Consider the following 16,334-nt stretch of genomic DNA (forward strand, 5'->3'; position numbering starts at 1 on the left):
TCCGGATACCATCGCAACGACGTCAGGTTGTATGCGCAATCTGAGAAGACCGGCCGCAGATCGGCACCGCGCGCGTTGCTTCAGGTCATTGCGTCCGCGCGTCGATGAAGCCAGGCGTCATCGCGACTTAAGCACCGCCACCGCCGGCGACCCGCAGGTGACGCTTCTACTGTGCATGGGGTTGTTTTGCAGATTTTGGCTTCCGGGCGGTTCCCAGAGCGACTACCGCCCCGTCTTCACCTTTGTCCACAGCCGGTTGATGATCCGCTGCGTCGCAGGCTCACGCGCCGTGATGACGAACAGTTTTGCGAGCGTCGCCTCGTCCGGATAGATGTTCTTGTCGTTCAGAATCTTCGGGTCGACCAGCTTCTGGCTGGCGAGGTTGCCATTGGCGTAGGACAGGAAGTCCGAGTTCTTCGCGGCGACATCAGGACGGTAGAGATAGTTGATCAGCTCGTAGGCTTCCTTGACGTTCTTGGCATCCGCGGGGATCGCGAGATTGTCGAAGAACATCTGCGCGCCCTCTTTGGGAATCGCGTAGCCGATCTCGATGCCGCTTTTGGCTTCAGCCGCGCGGGCGCGGGCCTGCATGATGTCGCCGGACCAGCCGACCACGAAGCAGATCTCGCCGGTGGCGAGCGCGCTGAGATATTCGGACGAGTGAAACTTGCGCACCGACGGGCGGACTTTTGCGACGACGTCGGCGGCCTTGTCGAGGTCGGCCTGCCTGGTCGAGTTCGGATCGAGTCCGAGATAGTTCAGCGCCGCCGGAAAAATGTCGTCGGCGGAGTCGAGCATGTGGACGCCGCAATCTCTGAACTTCGCCAAATTCTCCGGCTTGAAGACGATGTCCCAGCTGTCGATCTTCGCGTCGGGCCCGAGGATCTGCTTCACCTTGGAGACGTTGTAGCCGATGCCCGTCGTGCCCCACATGTAGTTGGCGGCGTAGACATTGCCGGGATCGTAAATGCCAAGGCGCTCGGTCACCACCGGCCAGGCATTGGAGAGGTTCGGCAGCTTCGACTTGTCGAGCTTCTGGAAGATGTTGGCCTTGATCTGGCGCTGGAGGAAATAGGCCGTGGGCACCACGACGTCGTAGCCGGACTTGCCGGCCATCAGGCGCGTCTCCAGCGTCTCGTTGGCGTCGAACGTGTCGTAGACCACCTTGATGCCGGTCTCCTTGGTGAAGGCCTCCAGGACGTCAGGCGCCATATAGTTGGACCAGTTGTAGAAGTTGACGACCCGCTCCTCGGCCCCTGCGGGGGCGGAAAGCAACGTCAGCGCCGCGGCGATTGCAAAACCAAGGCAACGCCTGGAGCGGCCGACGTTCGTCATCTTTCCTACCTCTTGCGCCCGCGCACCGCGTCCGACAGCCGCTCCAGCGCGGTGTCGAGCGTCTGGTCCTTCTTGGCAAAGCAGAAGCGGACCACGGAGGTCACCGCGTCCTGCTCGTAGAAGGCCGACACCGGGATCGCCGCGACCTTGTAGTCTTTCACGATCCGCCAGCAGAACTCGGTATCGCTCTCGTTGAGCCCGAGCGGCGACAGGTCGACGGTGAGGAAGTAGGTGCCCTGCGACTTCAGCACGGGGAAGCCGAGGCTCTCCAGTCCCCTGGTCAGGCGGTCCCTGCTCCGCGTCAGGTCCTTCCGCATCGACAGGAAGTAGTCGTCGGACTTGCCGAGCCCATAGGCGACGGCGGCCTGGAGGTTCGGTGCGGTGGTGAAGGTCAGGAACTGGTGCACCTTGGCGGCCACCCGCAGCAGCGGCGGCGCGGCGCAGACGAAGCCGATCTTCCAGCCGGTCAGCGAGAAGATCTTTCCGGCCGAGCCGACCTTGATGGTGCGATCGCGCATGCCGGGGATGGTGATCAGCGGGATGTGCTTGTGCTCGTCGAAGGTGACGTGCTCCCAGACCTCGTCGCAGATCGCGATGACGTCGAACTCCTGGCAGTAGCGGGCGAGCAGCTCGAGGTCCTCGCGCGGATAGACCACCGCGGACGGATTCAGGGGATTGTTGAAGAGCACCGCCTTGGTCTTTGAATTGAAGACGCTTTTCAGCATGTCCTCATTCAACCGCCAGTGCGGCGGCTCGAGGCGGACGAGCCGCGGAATGCCGCCGGCCTGGCGGATGATCGGCAGGTAGGAATCATAGACCGGCTGGAAGCAGACCACCTCGTCGCCGGGCTGGACCACCGCGAGGATCGCCGAGGTCAGCGCCTCGGTGCCGCCGGAGGTCACCATCACCTCGCTCATCGGGTCGAGCTTGAGGCCGTGCCAGTGACCGTAATGGGTCGCGATCGCCTGGCGCAGCTCCGGCAGGCCCATCATCGAGGGGTACTGGTTGTAGCCGTTCAGCGAGGCATCGGCCGCGGCGCGGCGGATGTCCTCAGGCCCGGGATCGTCGGGAAAGCCCTGGCCGAGATTGATGGCGTTGTTGTCGCGCGCGGCCTGCGACATCGCCTCGAAGATGGTGACGGGAAGGTCGGCAAAGACCTTGTTCAGCGAGGAGCTCTTGGTCGTCATCGCGAGGTCAGCCACCGACCTTGCTGGGAAGACCCGCCGCCTTCCACCCCAGCATGCCGCCGGCCAGATGCTTGTCGTAAGGCAGACCCGCCGCCTGGGCCGCGAGCGAGGCCGTCACCGAGCGCTTGCCCGAGCGGCAGGCGAACACGACCTCCTTGCCCTGGGGATCGGGGATCGCCTTGGGATCGAAGGTCGAGAGCGGCACGACAACGCCGTAAGGATAGGCCTCGGCGTCGACCTCGTTCGGCTCGCGCACGTCGACAAGGAGATAGCGCCCTTCCGCGACACCCTTGGAGACCTCGTCCGGGGTCAGATCCTGTACCTGGTTTGCCACATCATCCTCCAACGTCACGAGCCGCCTGCCGGGGCGATCCCGGCGGGCGGCAACCTCGCCTCTCGGCAGACGAAAATCAAGCGCTACAAAGGCTTGAGCTGCATGCCGCAAGTTAAAGCTAAATCGCAGCGACTTGAAGCGCGGCTTTCAGGATGCCTGAAACTCCTGCTTCGCATCCCACCACGCGCTCGGTGTCATTCCCCGCGAAGGCGGGGAATCCAGTACGCCGCGGCCTATCGATTCAACCACAACTGTCTCGGAGTACTGGATCGCCCGGACAAGCCGGGCGACGACGGCGGTGGCTCTAGATCGTCACCTGGGTACCGACCTCGACCACGCGGCCGGAGGGGATCTGGAAGTAGTCGGTGGCGTCGTTGGCGGAGCGGCTGAGCGAGATGAACAGCCGGTCCTGCCAGCGCGGCATTCCGGAATGGGCGGCAGGCTTGAGCGCCCTGCGCGACAGGAAGAACGAGGTCGACATGATGTCGAACTGCCAGCCGAGCTTGCGGGCGATCGCCAGCGCCTTCGGCACATTGGGCGATTCCATGAAGCCGAACTTCAGCGTCACCTTGGAGAAGGTCGGTGAGATCTGCTCCAGCCTCACGCGCTCGGCTGGATCGATCCGCGGGGTCTGCGCGGTCTCGATGGTGAGAATGACATTCTTCTCATGCAGCACTTTGTAGTGTTTCAGACTATGCATCAGCGCGGTCGGGGCGCTGAGCGGGTCCGAGGTCAGGAACACCGCGGTGCCGGGCACGCGCTGCGGCGGCCGCTTCTCCAGCATCGCCACGAGGTCGGCGAGCGGGAATTCGAGCTTGCGCGACTTCTCGAACAGTAGCCGGCTGCCGCGCCGCCACGTGTACATCAGGATGATCATGAGCGCGCCGAGCGCCAGCGGCACCCAGCCGCCCTCGAACACCTTGAGCAGGTTGGCAGCGAGGAAGGTCAGGTCGAGGAACAGGAACGGCACGATCAGGGCGGCGGCGGCGAACGGCGACCACTTCCAGACCTTCCAGATCACGACGAAACCCATCATCGCCGTGACCACCATGGTCCCGGTGACGGAGATGCCATAGGCCGACGCCAGCGCGCTGGAGGAGCGGAACAGCAGCACCAGCAGCACCACCGCGACCAGCAGAAGCTGGTTGATGCGCGGGATGAAGATCTGGCCCGAATGGGCTTCAGAGGTATGGCGAATTTCGAAGCGCGGCAGCAGCCCGAGCTGGATCGCCTGGCGCGTCAGCGAATAGGCCCCGGTGATGACGGCCTGGCTCGCGATCACCGTGGCGGCAGTGGCGAGAACGACCATGCAACCGCGGAAAAAGCCTTGCGGGAACAGCTGAAAGAACGGGCTCACAATCGCGCCGGGATCGCCGAGGACGAGAGCGCCCTGCCCCAGATAGTTCAGCGCCAGCGACGGCAGCACGATGAACAGCCAGGCGGTCTGGATCGGCCGCTTGCCGAAATGGCCGAGGTCAGCATAGAGCGCCTCGGCACCGGTGACCGCCAGGAACACGGCGCCCAGCGTCACGAAACCAATGATGCCGTGATGGAACATGAAGGACACGGCGTAGAGCGGGTTCAACGCGAACAGCACTTGCGGCTGCTCGATGATCGGGTGGATTGCCGCGATCGCGATCACCGCGAACCAGACGCACATCACGGGACCAAAGAACGCGGCGACGCGGGCGGTGCCACGCGACTGCACGGCGAACAGGCCGACCAGGATGATCACGGTCAACGGAACGATGTAGGGCTCGAAGTGCAGGGTGACGTCCTTCATGCCTTCGATGGCCGACAGCACCGAAAGCGCCGGCGTGATCACGGCGTCGCCGTAGAACAGGGCGCCGGAAATGATGCCGAGCAGGACGATGGTCGCCCCGCCGGTGCCGACCGCGCGCTGGGCCAGCGCCATCAGCGCCAGCGTGCCGCCCTCGCCATTGTTGTCGGCGCGGAGCAGGATCACGACGTATTTGAGCGTCACCACGACGATGAGCGCCCACAGGATCAGCGAGAGCACGCCGAGCACGGCCGCCGGCGTAGGCACCCCCTCCGCGCCCGAGGCCGCCATCACCGCCTCGCGGAACGCGTAGAGCGGGCTGGTGCCGATATCACCGTAGACGACGCCGATGCTGCCGAGCGTCAGCGCACCGAAACGGGCGGTGGTGTGGGCTTCGCCATGCCCATTGGCCGCCGCCGTTTCCGGGGCGGAAATCGCTACGTCACTTGTCATGGGAGAGCCCAGTGGCCTCTAGAATGCTTCACTGCACAACGGCGGAAGAGCGCGCGGCTTATAGTCCTGCGCTGCCGGCATAGCCTAGCCCGATTTTGGGCCCTTGCCATGCGAAATTTGCATGACTTGGCCAATTGCGTTCAGATGGTGACTTGGGTGCCGACTTCAACCACCCGCCCGGTCGGAATCTGGAAATAGTCGGTGGCGTCGTTGGCGGACCGGCTCAGCGCGATGAAGAGGTGATCCTGCCACAGCGGCATGCCCGACTGGGCCGAGGCCTTGAGCGACCTTCGCGACACGAAGAACGAGGTCGACATGATGTCGAACTGCCAGCCCTGCTTGCGCGCGATCGCCAGCGCTTTCGGCACGTTCGGCTGCTCCATGTAGCCGAAGCGCAGCCTGACCTTGGAGAACTTGTCGCTGATCTTCTCCATGCGGAACCGCTCGGACAGTTCGACCCGCGGCGTGTGCGCGGTCTCGATGGTCAGGACCACGTTGTGCTCATGCAGCACCTTGTTGTGCTTGAGATTGTGCAGCAGCGCGGTCGGCACGAAGGCGGGATCGCTGGTCAGGAACACCGCGGTGCCCTTGACGACGTGCGGCGGGCGCTTCTCGAGGCTGCGGATCAGGTCGTCGAGCGGCACCTCGATCCGGCGCGTCTTCTGGAGCAGTATCCCCGTCCCCTTGCGCCAGGTCCAGATGGTCCCGGCCATGACCGCGCCGAACAGCAGCGGCACCCAGGCGCCCTCGAGCAGCTTGAGCAGATTGGCGCTGAAGAAGCTGATGTCGACGACGACGAAGGGCACGATCACCGCCGCAGCCGTCGCAGCGCGCCAGTTCCACAGTTTCCAGATCACGACGAAGCCCATGACGCCGTCGGCGACCATGGTGGTGGAGACCGCGATGCCGTAGGCCGAAGCCAGATTGCTGGGGGTGTGGAACAACAGCACCAGCAGCATCACGCCGATCAGCAGCAGCCGGTTCACACGCGGCAGATAGATCTGGCCGGCATGGGTCTCGGAGGTGTAGCGCACCTCGAAGCGCGGCAGGAGGCCAAGCTGCACCGCCTGATAGACCAGCGAATAGGCGCCGGTGATCACGGCCTGGCTCGCGATCACGGTTGCCGCGGTCGCAAGTCCAACCAGCGGCAGCACCAGACTCTCGGGCACCATGCGATAGAACGAATGCTCGATCGCGCTGGGGTCGGACAGCACCAGCGCGCCCTGCCCGAAATAGTTGATCAGGAGCGCGGGCAGCACGAAGAACATCCAGGCGGACTGGATCGGCTTGCGGCCGAAATGGCCGAGATCGGCGTAGAGCGCCTCGCCGCCCGTGACCGCCAGGAACACGGCGCCGAGCGTGACCAGACCGATCGTGCCGTGCGACAGCAGGAATTGCAGCGCGTAATAGGGATTGATGGCCGCCAGCACCGACGGATCGTCGGCGATGTGCACGGCGCCCATCACCGCAAGAACGGTGAACCAGACCACCATCACCGGCCCGAAGGCCGAGGCCACCAGCGCCGTCCCCTTGCTCTGGACCGCGAACAGCAACACCAGGATGATGACGGTGAGCGGTACGACATAGTGGTCGAAGGCGGGGGTCACGAGCTTCAGACCCTCGACCGCCGACAGCACCGAGATTGCCGGCGTGATCATGGAATCGCCGATGAACATGGAGGCGCCGACCACGCCGAGCGCGAGCAGGAACCAACTTCGCCGCCCGAGCGCGCGCTGGCCGAGTGCCATCAGCGAGAGCGTGCCGCCCTCCCCGTTATTGTCGGCGCGCAGCAGGAGCAGGACGTATTTGGCGGTGACGACGATAAAGAGTGCCCAAAGAATCAGCGAGAGCACGCCGAGCACCATGACCCGCGAGACCGGCTCGCCATGGGCCGCGGCCTTGACCGCCTCGTGGAATGCGTACAGCGGCGAGGTGCCGATATCGCCGAAGACGACGCCGATGCTTCCGAGCGTCAGGCCCCAGAAACCCGAGGTGACCGGCCCGTCCTGAGCGTCGGTCGATGTGATGCTCGCCGTCATGTGAGATGAGAAACGCTTCTTCCCGAGAATTGATCCGGCGCCTTTTGACCGTTCCGGCGCGCCTGTCAATCGGCACACCACCATAGCAGCCGCCGGGGCGGATGCTGTGACGGCGCAGCAACGATCGTTGTTAGCGCGACGACATGCCTCAGGTAAGATGGTAGCGCAAGTGCCTAGAGCCGTCCGCTCCAAGGGAAGCGGAGCGGGCCTCGAGATTCCGGGTTCGACGCGTTTTCTTCACGCGAAATCGGCGGCCGCTTCGCGCGATACGCTCTACGGCTTCAAATTCGGCGGCAGCGGCGGATCCTCACGCATCAGCGTGATCGTTACCCGCCGGTTGGCCGCGAGCGAGGGATCGTCCGGAAACAGCGGCTGGGTGTCCGCCTTGCCGGCGACGGCGAAGATGTGGGACGGCGGCAGGCCCTCGCGTTCGAGGATCTGACGCACGGCATTGGCGCGATCGGCCGACAGGTCGAAGGCGCCATAGTCGCTGCGGGTCGGCACGAATCCGGCCGCGGTGTGGCCGGCGATGGAGACACGGAGCGGCGTCGCCTTCAGCGGGATCGCGAGCTTCTCGATCAGGCGGCGGGTGCGGTCATACGGCACCTTGGAGCCGTCGGCGAACATCGAGCGGCCATCCTGATCGACGATCTCCAGGTTGAGGCCCTGCTTGGTCTCCTCGAACATGATGTGCTTGGACATCTCGGTCAGTTCCGGCATGTCCTGCAACGCCTGGCGCAGCGAGGCCGCGGCGAGCGCAAAGTTGCGGTCGACCTTGATCTTCGCGCCCGACGTGCGGTCGCGGTCCTCCTGATCCGGCGTCGGCGTGTTGGAGRCGTCCTCGGGCTGGATGTGGTCGACGTTCTTCAGCCGCGGGCGGGTCGGCAGGCCGTCGGACTCGACGATTCCGGCGTAGCGCGCCTCGCTCTGCACGCCGAATGCATCGCGCATAGAGCCGGCGACGATCTTCAGCTTGTTGGCGTCCTGTGTCGAGAACGCGACGAGCATCACGAAGAAGCTCATCATCAGGCCCATCAGGTCGGCGAAGGTCACGAACCAGCCGTGACCGCCACCGTGAGCATCGCCGCGCTTCTTCTTGGCCATCTCTCGAGATCCCGGGCGGCGGCTTTACGCCGGCACCGGCTCGCCCTCGGCGTGACGATGCTTCTCCGGCAAATAGGCCAGCAGCATTTCGCGCACGAGCGTCGGGCTCTTGGAGTCACGGATCATCAGGATGCCGTCGATGATCAGCGTGCGGTTGGTTTCCTCGTCGAGCAGCTTGCCGTGCAGCTTGTCGGCGATCGGCAGACAGAACAGGTTCGCGACGAGCGCACCGTACAGGGTTGCGAGCAGCGCGGTCGCCATGAACGGGCCGAGCTTGGAGGGATCGGTCATGTTGGCGAACATCTGCACCATGCCGATCAGGGTGCCGATCATGCCGAAGGCCGGGGCGCAGTCGCCGATGGCGCGGTAGATCTTGCTGCCTTCGTCGAGGTGCATGAGGAAGTTGTCGCGGTCGCGCTCGAGATTGTCGCGGATGAAGTCGAGGTCGTAGCCGTCGGCGACGTAGCGGATGCCCTTGGCCAGGAACGGCTCGTCGGTCTCGACCTTTTCGAGGCCGACCGGGCCCTGCTTGCGGGCGATCTCGGCGATGCGGGCGAGTTCGTCGACGAGGTCGTGCGCCGACAGGCGGCTCATGGTGAAAGCGAACTTGGCGCCGAGCGGAAGGCCGTGCAGGAGCGCGCTGAGCGGAAAGCGGATCATGGTGGCCGAGACCGAGCCGCCGAAGATGATGATCATGGCATGTTCGGAGATGAACATGTGGAGGTCGCCGCCCATGAAGATCATCGCCGTAATGACGATGATGCCCGCAATGAGCCCGACGCTCGTCATGATATCCATGGGACACTCCAACGCGAACGCAACAACGGCCGTCCTGGCCGCTGGCGCGGCCCAACCCCGAACCGCATCGGAAACCCTAGAGTGCCCCCCTTAAAGCCGCGTAAAGGTTAAGTTGAGCCGGGGCGCCAGACCGGCGCAGCGCGCTGACAGGGCGCCGGCTTTGCCCGCGACCGACGGGAATCTCAACACTTCGCTAACCATGATTGCGGGGCGCCAGGATGGCAGCTCAGGACGAAAGCCCGGTCAACTCGAGGCTGAGTGCGCGCAGGAGCCTGCGTGCGCCGGCATCGTAGGCCTGCGGATTGGCGCGGATCTCGTTCATGCCGTTGAAGAACAGTCCGCTCTTGCCGGCGACGTCGTCGCCTTCGACGAGGTGCAGGATCGCCGCACCGCCCTGCTCCACCGTCGAGATCGGCGTGATGCCGCCGGCGCGCACCATCGTGGTGTTCATGTAGGTCGCCGGATGCAGCGCGTTGACGGTGATGCCCATGCGCTTCAATTCCTCCGCGAAGTCGATGGTGAACATGATCTGCGCGAGCTTGCTCTGGGCGTAGGCGCGCGAGCCGCTGTAGCCCTTGCTGATCATGACGTCGTCGAAATCGATCGGATGCTGACCGAGAGAGGCAACATTGACGACACGCGAAGGTGCCGCGGACTTCAGCAGCGGCAGCAGCAAGTGCGCAAGCAGGAAGCCCGAGAGATAGTTCACCGCAAAGCGCAGTTCGTAGCCGTCCGGACTCTCCTGCCGTTGCGGTCCGTCGTTCTGCGAGCCGATGCCGGCGTTGCTGACGAACACATCGAGACGCTGGTGATCGCGGAGAACGGCCGCAGCGAGCTCTCGCGTGCCTGACATCGACGACAAGTCGGCCTGGTAGAATGTCGGCGCAGCGTGGCCGGCCTGCACGATCTGGTCGATCAGCGCTTTCGCGCGCACGGCATTGCGGCCATGGATCAGGACCCTCGCACCTGCTTCGGCCAGCCGGCGCGCGACGTGACGGCCGACGCCGTCCGTTGAACCGGTGATCAGGACGGTTTTGCCAGTCATCTTCATTGTGCGTCCTCCGACTGCGGCCCTGCGCCACATCCGCGATGAGAGATCATGCAGTATTCTATCGCCGGGCGGCATGCTCCATCGCAGGAGCCGTTTTGCCATGTTGACGCTGTTCGGTCTTCTCACCGCGCTGCCCGCGGTACTGGCGCTCCACCTGCTCGAGCCAGGGCTCGTCCTGCCGGCGTTCAGCGTCTTGCTGTTTGTCGAGGCGGGCTTTGCCGTGATCGCAGCGCGCTTGATTCACGTCCCTGATAATGCCGACAACATCACCCTCTGGGATCTCGCCGGTGGCTTCACCCTGATCGGATGCGCCGCCGCAGTCTTCGGCGAGCCGGATCAGGCCGCCCTGTTTCTGACGGAACAGGGCGGCCCACGGCCGGCGTCGCGGCCGTAAGTCGTTCGGTCGCCCCTTAGTGAATCTCCGCCGAGCGCTTCAGCGCGGCCTTCAGCTTCTCCAGCGAGAAGTCGGGGCTGCGCGCGATCTCCAGGATCGGCGTCTCGCGGCGGCCGCAGAGTTCGGCGGCCTCGGGCAGCTTTGCCGCGATGTCGAGCGGGATCACGATGGCGCCGTGCTGGTCGGCATGGATCAGATCGTCGGACTTCACGGTCATGCCGGCGACGCTAACCTCGCCACCAAAACTTTCCGCATGCACCCAGGCATGCGACGGGCCGATCGAGCCGGCCAGCGCCTGAAAGCCCGGGGCCCATTGCGGGATGTCGCGGATCGAGCCGTCGGTGATGACGCCGAGGCAGCCGAGCGCCTTGTGCACGTTGCTCTGCACCTCGCCCCAGAACGCGCCGTAGCCGACGTCGGGACCGTCAATGTCCTGGATCACCGAGATGCGCGGACCGTGGCCGGTGCCGACATATTCGTAATATTCGATGCGGCGCCTGGACTGCTCTTCGGCCGGCAGCGAGGACTTCAGCACCGAGCGGATCGCAACCGTGCGGGCATAGCCAACGATCGGCGGCAGGTCGGGAAATGGGCAGACCAGTTGCTTGGTGGTGTAGCCGATCAACCGGCGCTCGGGCGCCACGATCTCCATGGCATTGCAGATCGTCGGGGTGTCATAGCGGCCCAGCGCTTCGAGGACGGCAGCGGGCAGCGGCCCGGTCGCGGTATCAGTCACGGCGTTCTCTCCCAGATTGGCGGCCGCTGTTGGCGCGGTGCCGCCGGCACAGGGCGATATAGCCGAGATCGGGCTTCAACCCAACTCGGCCGCCTTCATGGCAGATATCCGCGAAAACCGCTCAGTGCATGATCCGGAAAAGTGCGCAGCGGTTTTCCGAAAAGATCATGCTCAAACAACGACCTAAAGCGCGATGACGATTCAGCCAAATCTCATCGCGTTTTAGTGCAGCCGTCCGGGCCGGTCGTCGTCGAGCGGCGGCTCCGACAAATTGGCCAGCGTCGGCGCCGAAGGCGGCGACGGGACCTCGCCTCCGGACGGCGCGGTGGCCGCCATCGCGCGCGCCTGGTCGCGGTAGGATTTGTAGCCGAGCGGCAAACCGAGCAGATACAGCACCGTGCCGATCGACAGAACGTGCCAGGGATAGGCGATCAGGATAGCGATGAAGACGATCACCGCGACGAACGCCGGCAGCACCAGCTCGGGCGGCACGCGCATGCGCTTGGTCTTGCCGGAGAATACCGGCAGCCGCGACACCATCAGGAAGGCGATCAAGAGCGTATAGGCCGCCGTCACCGCCGCGGGCAGCCGGCCGAGATCGAGAAACGCGACGTAGATCGGCAGCAGCACCGTGATCGCGCCGGCCGGCGCCGGCACACCGGTGAAGAAATTGGCGGCGAAGGCCGGCTTGTTCGGATCGTCCATGGTGGCGTTGAAGCGCGCGAGCCTCAAGCCCCCGGAGATCGCGAACACCATGGCGGCGATCCAGCCGGCATTGCCGAGCTCATGCAGCTGCCAGAAGTACAGCATCAGGCCGGGCGCGACGCCGAAATTGACGAAGTCGGCGAGGCTGTCGAGCTCGGCGCCGAACTTGGACTGGCCCTTGATCATGCGTGCGACGCGACCATCGATGCCGTCGAGCGCGGCCGCGAACACGATGGCGTAGACCGCGAGCGTCATCCGCCCCTCGATCGACAGCCGGATCGAGGTCAGGCCGGCGCAAATCGCCAGCAGCGTGATGACGTTGGGCACCAGCATCCGCACCGGGATCGGGCGGAACCGCCGGCGGCGCACGTCAGGATCTTTGAAATCGTAGGGGGTCATGGATTACCTCAAGGCGAGATATAGCAAGCCCCGTCCCCCTCCGCCATTGCGGCGGAAGGCCCTGATGCACCTACCAATGGTTAATTGGCGCGGTAGGCGCGGCTTGGGTCGTCCCCGGCAAGATCGGCCAAAATCGTCTCTCCGGCGATCGCGGTCTGCCCTTCCGACACCAGCGCCTTGGTACCCAGGGGCAAATAGACGTCGAGGCGCGAGCCGAAGCGGATCAGGCCAAACCGCTCGCCCGCCCCGATCGCCTGCCCTTCCCTGACGAAGCAGACGATGCGCTTGGCGACGAGCCCCGCGATCTGGATCACGCCGATCCGCGCCGTCGGCGTCGTGATCACGAGCGAGTTGCGCTCATTGTCCTCGCTCGCCTTGTCGAGCTCGGCATTGATGAACAGGCCCGGCCGGTAGGCGATGCGGTCCACCCTGCCCGCGATCGGGCTGCGGTTCACGTGGCAGTTGAACACGCTCATGAACACCGAGATGCGCGGCAGCGGCCGGTCGCCGAGCCCGAGCTCGGCCGGTGGCAGCGCCATGGTGATCATCGAGACGCGGCCGTCGGCCGGCGACACCACGAGCCCCTCGCGCACCGGCGTCACGCGCACGGGGTCGCGGAAGAACAGCGCGCACCACACGGTCAGGATCGTGCCGATCCACCCGAGCGGCGACCACAGCCAGAACAGGATCAGGCTTGCCAGCGCAAAGCCGCCAATGAAGGGATAGCCCTCCTTGTGGATCGGCGGGATCTGACGCTGGATCGAATCGAGGATGGACATCGCTATCTGCCGCCTGGGAGTTGATGGCGCCGGGTCGCCCCCGCGCGGTGGAGTTGTTTAGGCCAGAGTTGGGACCCGAGACAAGGTCACTCCGCGGCCGCTGACGTCGCGAGGGCGTCGTCGACCGGCGGCGGCTCCCGGTTGGGCGCCTCGCTGGAATCCGCCATCTTGGCCAGTTTCTCGCGTGCCGCCTCGGCTTCGCGCTGCCTGTTCCACATGCTGGCGTAAAGGCCGCCCTGCACGAGCAGCTTGGCGTGGGTGCCCCGCTCGGCGATCCGGCCCTGGTCCAGCACGATGATCTCGTCGGCGCCGACGATGGTGGACAGCCGGTGCGCGATCACCAGCGAGGTGCGGTTCTTCGACACGCGGTCGAGCGCGCCCTGGATCTCGTGCTCGGTGTGGGTGTCGAGCGCCGAGGTCGCTTCGTCCAGCACCAGGATCGGCGGCGCCTTGAGCACGGTGCGCGCGATGGCGACGCGCTGCTTCTCGCCGCCCGAGAGCTTCAGGCCGCGCTCGCCGACCTGGGTCTCGTAGCCCATCGGCGCCATGCGGATGAAATGATCGATCTGCGCCAGCCGCGCCGCCTCTTCGACCTCGGCATCATCGGCATCCCAGCGGCCGTAGCGGATGTTGTAGCGGATGGTATCGTTGAACAGCACCGTATCCTGCGGCACCATGCCGATCGAGGCGCGCAAACTGGCCTGCGTGACCTCGCGGATGTCCTGGCCGTCGATCAGGATCTTGCCGCCTGAGATGTCGTAGAGGCGGAACAACAGACGCGAGATGGTCGACTTGCCCGCCCCCGACGGGCCGACGATCGCGACCGTCTTGCCGGCCGGCACCTCGAAGCTGATGCCCTTGAGGATCGGCCGCGTCGGCTCATAGGCGAAGCGCACGTCCTCGAAACGCAGATTGCCGGCCGAGACCACCAGCGGCTGCGCGTCGGGCACGTCCTTGATCTCGGCCTCGCGGCCCAGCACGTTGAACATCTTCTCGATGTCGATGATGGCCTGCTTGATCTCGCGATAGACCATGCCCATGAAATTCAGCGGCTGGTAGAGCTGGATCATCATGGCATTGACCAGCACGAAATCGCCGACCGTGTTGGTGCCGTTGCGCACGCCGATCGCGCACATCAGCATGGTCGCGGTCAGCCCGAGCGTGAAGATCACGGCCTGGCCGGTGTTGAGCACCGCGAGCGAGGTATAGGCCTGAACGCTCGACTCCTCGTAGCGCGCGACCGACTTGTCGTAACGCTGCGCCTCGCGCGTCTCCGCGCTGAAATATTTCACGGTCTCGTAGTTGAGCAGCGAGTCGATCGCCTTGGTGTTCGCCTCGGTGTCGGAATCGTTCATCTTGCGGCGGATCCCGATCCGCCACTCGGTCGCGATGTAGGTGTAGTACATGTAGACCGCGACCGTGATCAGCGTCGCCACGACGTAGCGCCAGTCGAACTGCCACAGCAGCACCGCCAATAGCAGCGTGACCTCGACGATGGTCGGGATCAGCTGCAGGATCACCATGCGCACGATGACCTCGATACCCTCGCGGCCGCGCTCGAGCACGCGCGTCAGGCCGCCGGTCTTGCGCTCGAGGTGAAAGCGCAGCGACAGCTCGTGCATGTGGATGAAGGTGATGGTGGCGAGCTTGCGCACCGCATGCATGGCGACGCGGGCGAAGATGCCGTCGCGCCATTGCGTCAGAACCGCCATCAGGATGCGCGTCACGCCATAGCTTGCGGTCAGCAGCAATGGCGAGGCGATCACCCAGAGGTGCCAGTTGTCGGCCGCGACCGGTGCGGTGTTGGCGCCGGTCAGCGCATCCGTCGCCCATTTGAAGCTGAACGGCACGGTCAACGTGATCAGCTTGGCGGCGAGCAGCAGCACCATCGACCAGACCACCCGCATCTTCAGGTCGAAACGGTCGCCCGGCCAGATATAGGGCCACAGATGCGCCAGCGTGCCCATCAGCGTGGCTCGCTCCAGCGATCCCCCTGCGGGAGGATCGGGAACGTCTGCGCCGTCGAACGATTGAGGTTGGTCCATCAAGAAGCCTGAAAGCCCGCCGGGTGCGGGCAGCGTTACGATTTGCGGTTTTCGCCCGTCATATAGAGCCTTCCCGATGCCAGCGCACCCCGCCAGATGGCGAATCTTTGATTGTTTGTCGCCATTTACCGGTAGATTTCCGGGTGATCCGAATCACCAATTGGGCTTGACGCCCCTGCGCTGCAATGCATCATGGCACCAATGAGCACGATCAAAACTGTCTGCGTCTATTGCGGCTCCGGCCCAGGAACCAATCCCAGCTTCACCGAAGGCGCCAAGGCGTTCGGCAAGGCTCTCGCCGAGAACAACGTCCGCCTGGTCTATGGCGGCGGCTCGCTCGGCCTGATGGGCTCGGTCGCGACCTCCGTGCTCGATCACGGCGGCACCGTCACCGGCATCATTCCTGAATTCCTCCGGAAGCGCGAGAACGCGCTGACCCGCGTGCAGGAGATGATCGTCACCCCCGACATGCACGAGCGCAAGCGGCTGATGTTCGAGCGCTCCGACGCCTTCGTGGCGCTGCCGGGCGGCGTTGGCACGCTCGAAGAGCTGGTGGAGCAGCTGACCTGGAAACAGCTCGGCCGTCACGCCAAGCCGGTGCTGCTAGCCAACATCGACAATTTCTGGGAGCCGCTGTTTTCGCTGCTGTCGCACATGCGCCAGACCGAGTTCATCCGCGCCGGCCTTTCGGTCGACATCCTCAAGGCCGATCGCGTCGAGGATATTCTGCCGAAGCTGAAAGCGGCAGCGGCACAGATCGCCGAATCTGAAACGCAGCTCGCCCCGGAAGTGGCGCGCAAGCTCTAGCGCCTTACTCCGCCGGAAACGTCACCGCCTCGATCCGGTTGCCATCGGGATCGGTCACGAAGGCCGCGTAGTAGCGCACGCGGTCATGCGGACGGATGCCTGGCGCGCCGTCGGACGCACCGCCGGCGGACAGCGCCGCGGCGTGAAACGCATCGACCTCGGCCGTCGTCTTCGCCCGCAGGCAGATGTGCACGCCGCTCTCCGCTGCCACGTGCGGCATACCCTCGCGCAGATTGATCCAGAACTCGGGATAGGCCTTGCCGAAGCCGATCGTCCGCGGCCGCGCGACGAGGCGCGTGAGGCCGAGCGCGGCGAGCGTGGTCTCGTAGAATTTTGCGGAGCGATCGAGATCGGTGACGCCGACGGAGATGTGGTCGATCATATGCCG

14 protein-coding genes and 1 pseudogene are annotated in these 16,334 nt (G+C 64.9%); 2 read left to right on the plus strand and 13 right to left on the minus strand.

Going from position 1 to position 16,334, the window contains the following annotated elements:
- Positions 1-222: 222 nt before the first annotated feature.
- From AB4Z51_RS11210 to AB4Z51_RS11245, 8 genes are all read right to left on the minus strand, one after another.
- On the minus strand, positions 223-1,335 hold the full coding sequence (locus tag AB4Z51_RS11210; RefSeq protein WP_441268348.1) for a polyamine ABC transporter substrate-binding protein: 1,113 nt from the start codon (positions 1,333-1,335) through the stop codon (positions 223-225).
- A 5-nt stretch (positions 1,336-1,340) separates the two neighbouring features.
- A complete protein-coding gene (locus AB4Z51_RS11215) occupies positions 1,341-2,522 on the minus strand; it encodes an aminotransferase (RefSeq protein WP_441268349.1) in 1,182 nt (393 codons plus the stop codon).
- A 7-nt stretch (positions 2,523-2,529) separates the two neighbouring features.
- Positions 2,530-2,856, minus strand: coding sequence for a rhodanese-like domain-containing protein (locus AB4Z51_RS11220; RefSeq protein ID WP_028170872.1), 327 nt, complete (start codon positions 2,854-2,856; stop codon positions 2,530-2,532).
- Between the two features lie 304 nt (positions 2,857-3,160).
- A complete protein-coding gene (locus tag AB4Z51_RS11225; RefSeq protein WP_028146684.1) occupies positions 3,161-5,089 on the minus strand; it encodes a potassium transporter Kup in 1,929 nt (642 codons plus the stop codon).
- Positions 5,090-5,229: 140 nt separating this feature from the next.
- A complete protein-coding gene (locus AB4Z51_RS11230) occupies positions 5,230-7,128 on the minus strand; it encodes a potassium transporter Kup (RefSeq protein ID WP_441268350.1) in 1,899 nt (632 codons plus the stop codon).
- Positions 7,129-7,401: 273 nt separating this feature from the next.
- Entirely contained in the window at positions 7,402-8,232 is an 831-nt protein-coding gene (locus tag AB4Z51_RS11235) for a flagellar motor protein MotB (RefSeq protein ID WP_441497413.1), read from the minus strand.
- A 24-nt stretch (positions 8,233-8,256) separates the two neighbouring features.
- Positions 8,257-9,030 carry a motility protein A gene (locus AB4Z51_RS11240; protein WP_028146686.1) on the minus strand — a complete coding sequence of 258 codons (774 nt, stop codon included), beginning with the start codon at positions 9,028-9,030 and terminating at the stop codon, positions 8,257-8,259.
- Positions 9,031-9,256: 226 nt separating this feature from the next.
- On the minus strand, positions 9,257-10,081 hold the full coding sequence (locus tag AB4Z51_RS11245; RefSeq protein ID WP_441497414.1) for an SDR family NAD(P)-dependent oxidoreductase: 825 nt from the start codon (positions 10,079-10,081) through the stop codon (positions 9,257-9,259).
- A 100-nt stretch (positions 10,082-10,181) separates the two neighbouring features.
- On the opposite strand from AB4Z51_RS11245, the gene AB4Z51_RS11250 reads away from it, so the two are divergent.
- Positions 10,182-10,475, plus strand: coding sequence for a hypothetical protein (locus AB4Z51_RS11250; RefSeq protein ID WP_441268352.1), 294 nt, complete (start codon positions 10,182-10,184; stop codon positions 10,473-10,475).
- A gap of 16 nt (positions 10,476-10,491) precedes the next feature.
- Here the strand turns inward: AB4Z51_RS11250 and AB4Z51_RS11255 are convergent, their stop codons facing one another.
- From AB4Z51_RS11255 to AB4Z51_RS11270, 4 genes and pseudogenes are all read right to left on the minus strand, one after another.
- The gene (locus AB4Z51_RS11255) at positions 10,492-11,211 is read right to left on the minus strand and encodes an RraA family protein (protein ID WP_441268353.1); all 720 of its coding nucleotides are present in this window, start codon (positions 11,209-11,211) and stop codon (positions 10,492-10,494) included.
- A gap of 222 nt (positions 11,212-11,433) precedes the next feature.
- Complete coding sequence (locus tag AB4Z51_RS11260; RefSeq protein ID WP_028146689.1) at positions 11,434-12,315, minus strand: CDP-alcohol phosphatidyltransferase family protein; 882 nt, start codon at positions 12,313-12,315, stop codon at positions 11,434-11,436.
- Between the two features lie 80 nt (positions 12,316-12,395).
- A pseudogene (locus AB4Z51_RS11265) lies at positions 12,396-13,106 on the minus strand (phosphatidylserine decarboxylase); the annotation flags it as partial.
- Positions 13,107-13,180: 74 nt separating this feature from the next.
- Positions 13,181-15,139: an ABCB family ABC transporter ATP-binding protein/permease gene (locus AB4Z51_RS11270; protein WP_441268354.1), complete on the minus strand. Its 1,959-nt coding sequence runs from the start codon at positions 15,137-15,139 to the stop codon at positions 13,181-13,183.
- A gap of 201 nt (positions 15,140-15,340) precedes the next feature.
- On the opposite strand from AB4Z51_RS11270, the gene AB4Z51_RS11275 reads away from it, so the two are divergent.
- The gene (locus AB4Z51_RS11275) at positions 15,341-15,946 is read left to right on the plus strand and encodes a TIGR00730 family Rossman fold protein (protein ID WP_071915130.1); all 606 of its coding nucleotides are present in this window, start codon (positions 15,341-15,343) and stop codon (positions 15,944-15,946) included.
- A 4-nt stretch (positions 15,947-15,950) separates the two neighbouring features.
- Here AB4Z51_RS11275 and AB4Z51_RS11280 read toward each other — a convergent pair whose 3' ends face one another.
- Positions 15,951-16,328: a VOC family protein gene (locus AB4Z51_RS11280; RefSeq protein ID WP_441268355.1), complete on the minus strand. Its 378-nt coding sequence runs from the start codon at positions 16,326-16,328 to the stop codon at positions 15,951-15,953.
- Positions 16,329-16,334: the final 6 nt, after the last annotated feature.

The sequence above is a fragment of the Bradyrhizobium sp. 2TAF36 genome, assembly GCF_052114925.1.
Lineage (GTDB): Bacteria > Pseudomonadota > Alphaproteobacteria > Rhizobiales > Xanthobacteraceae > Bradyrhizobium > Bradyrhizobium barranii.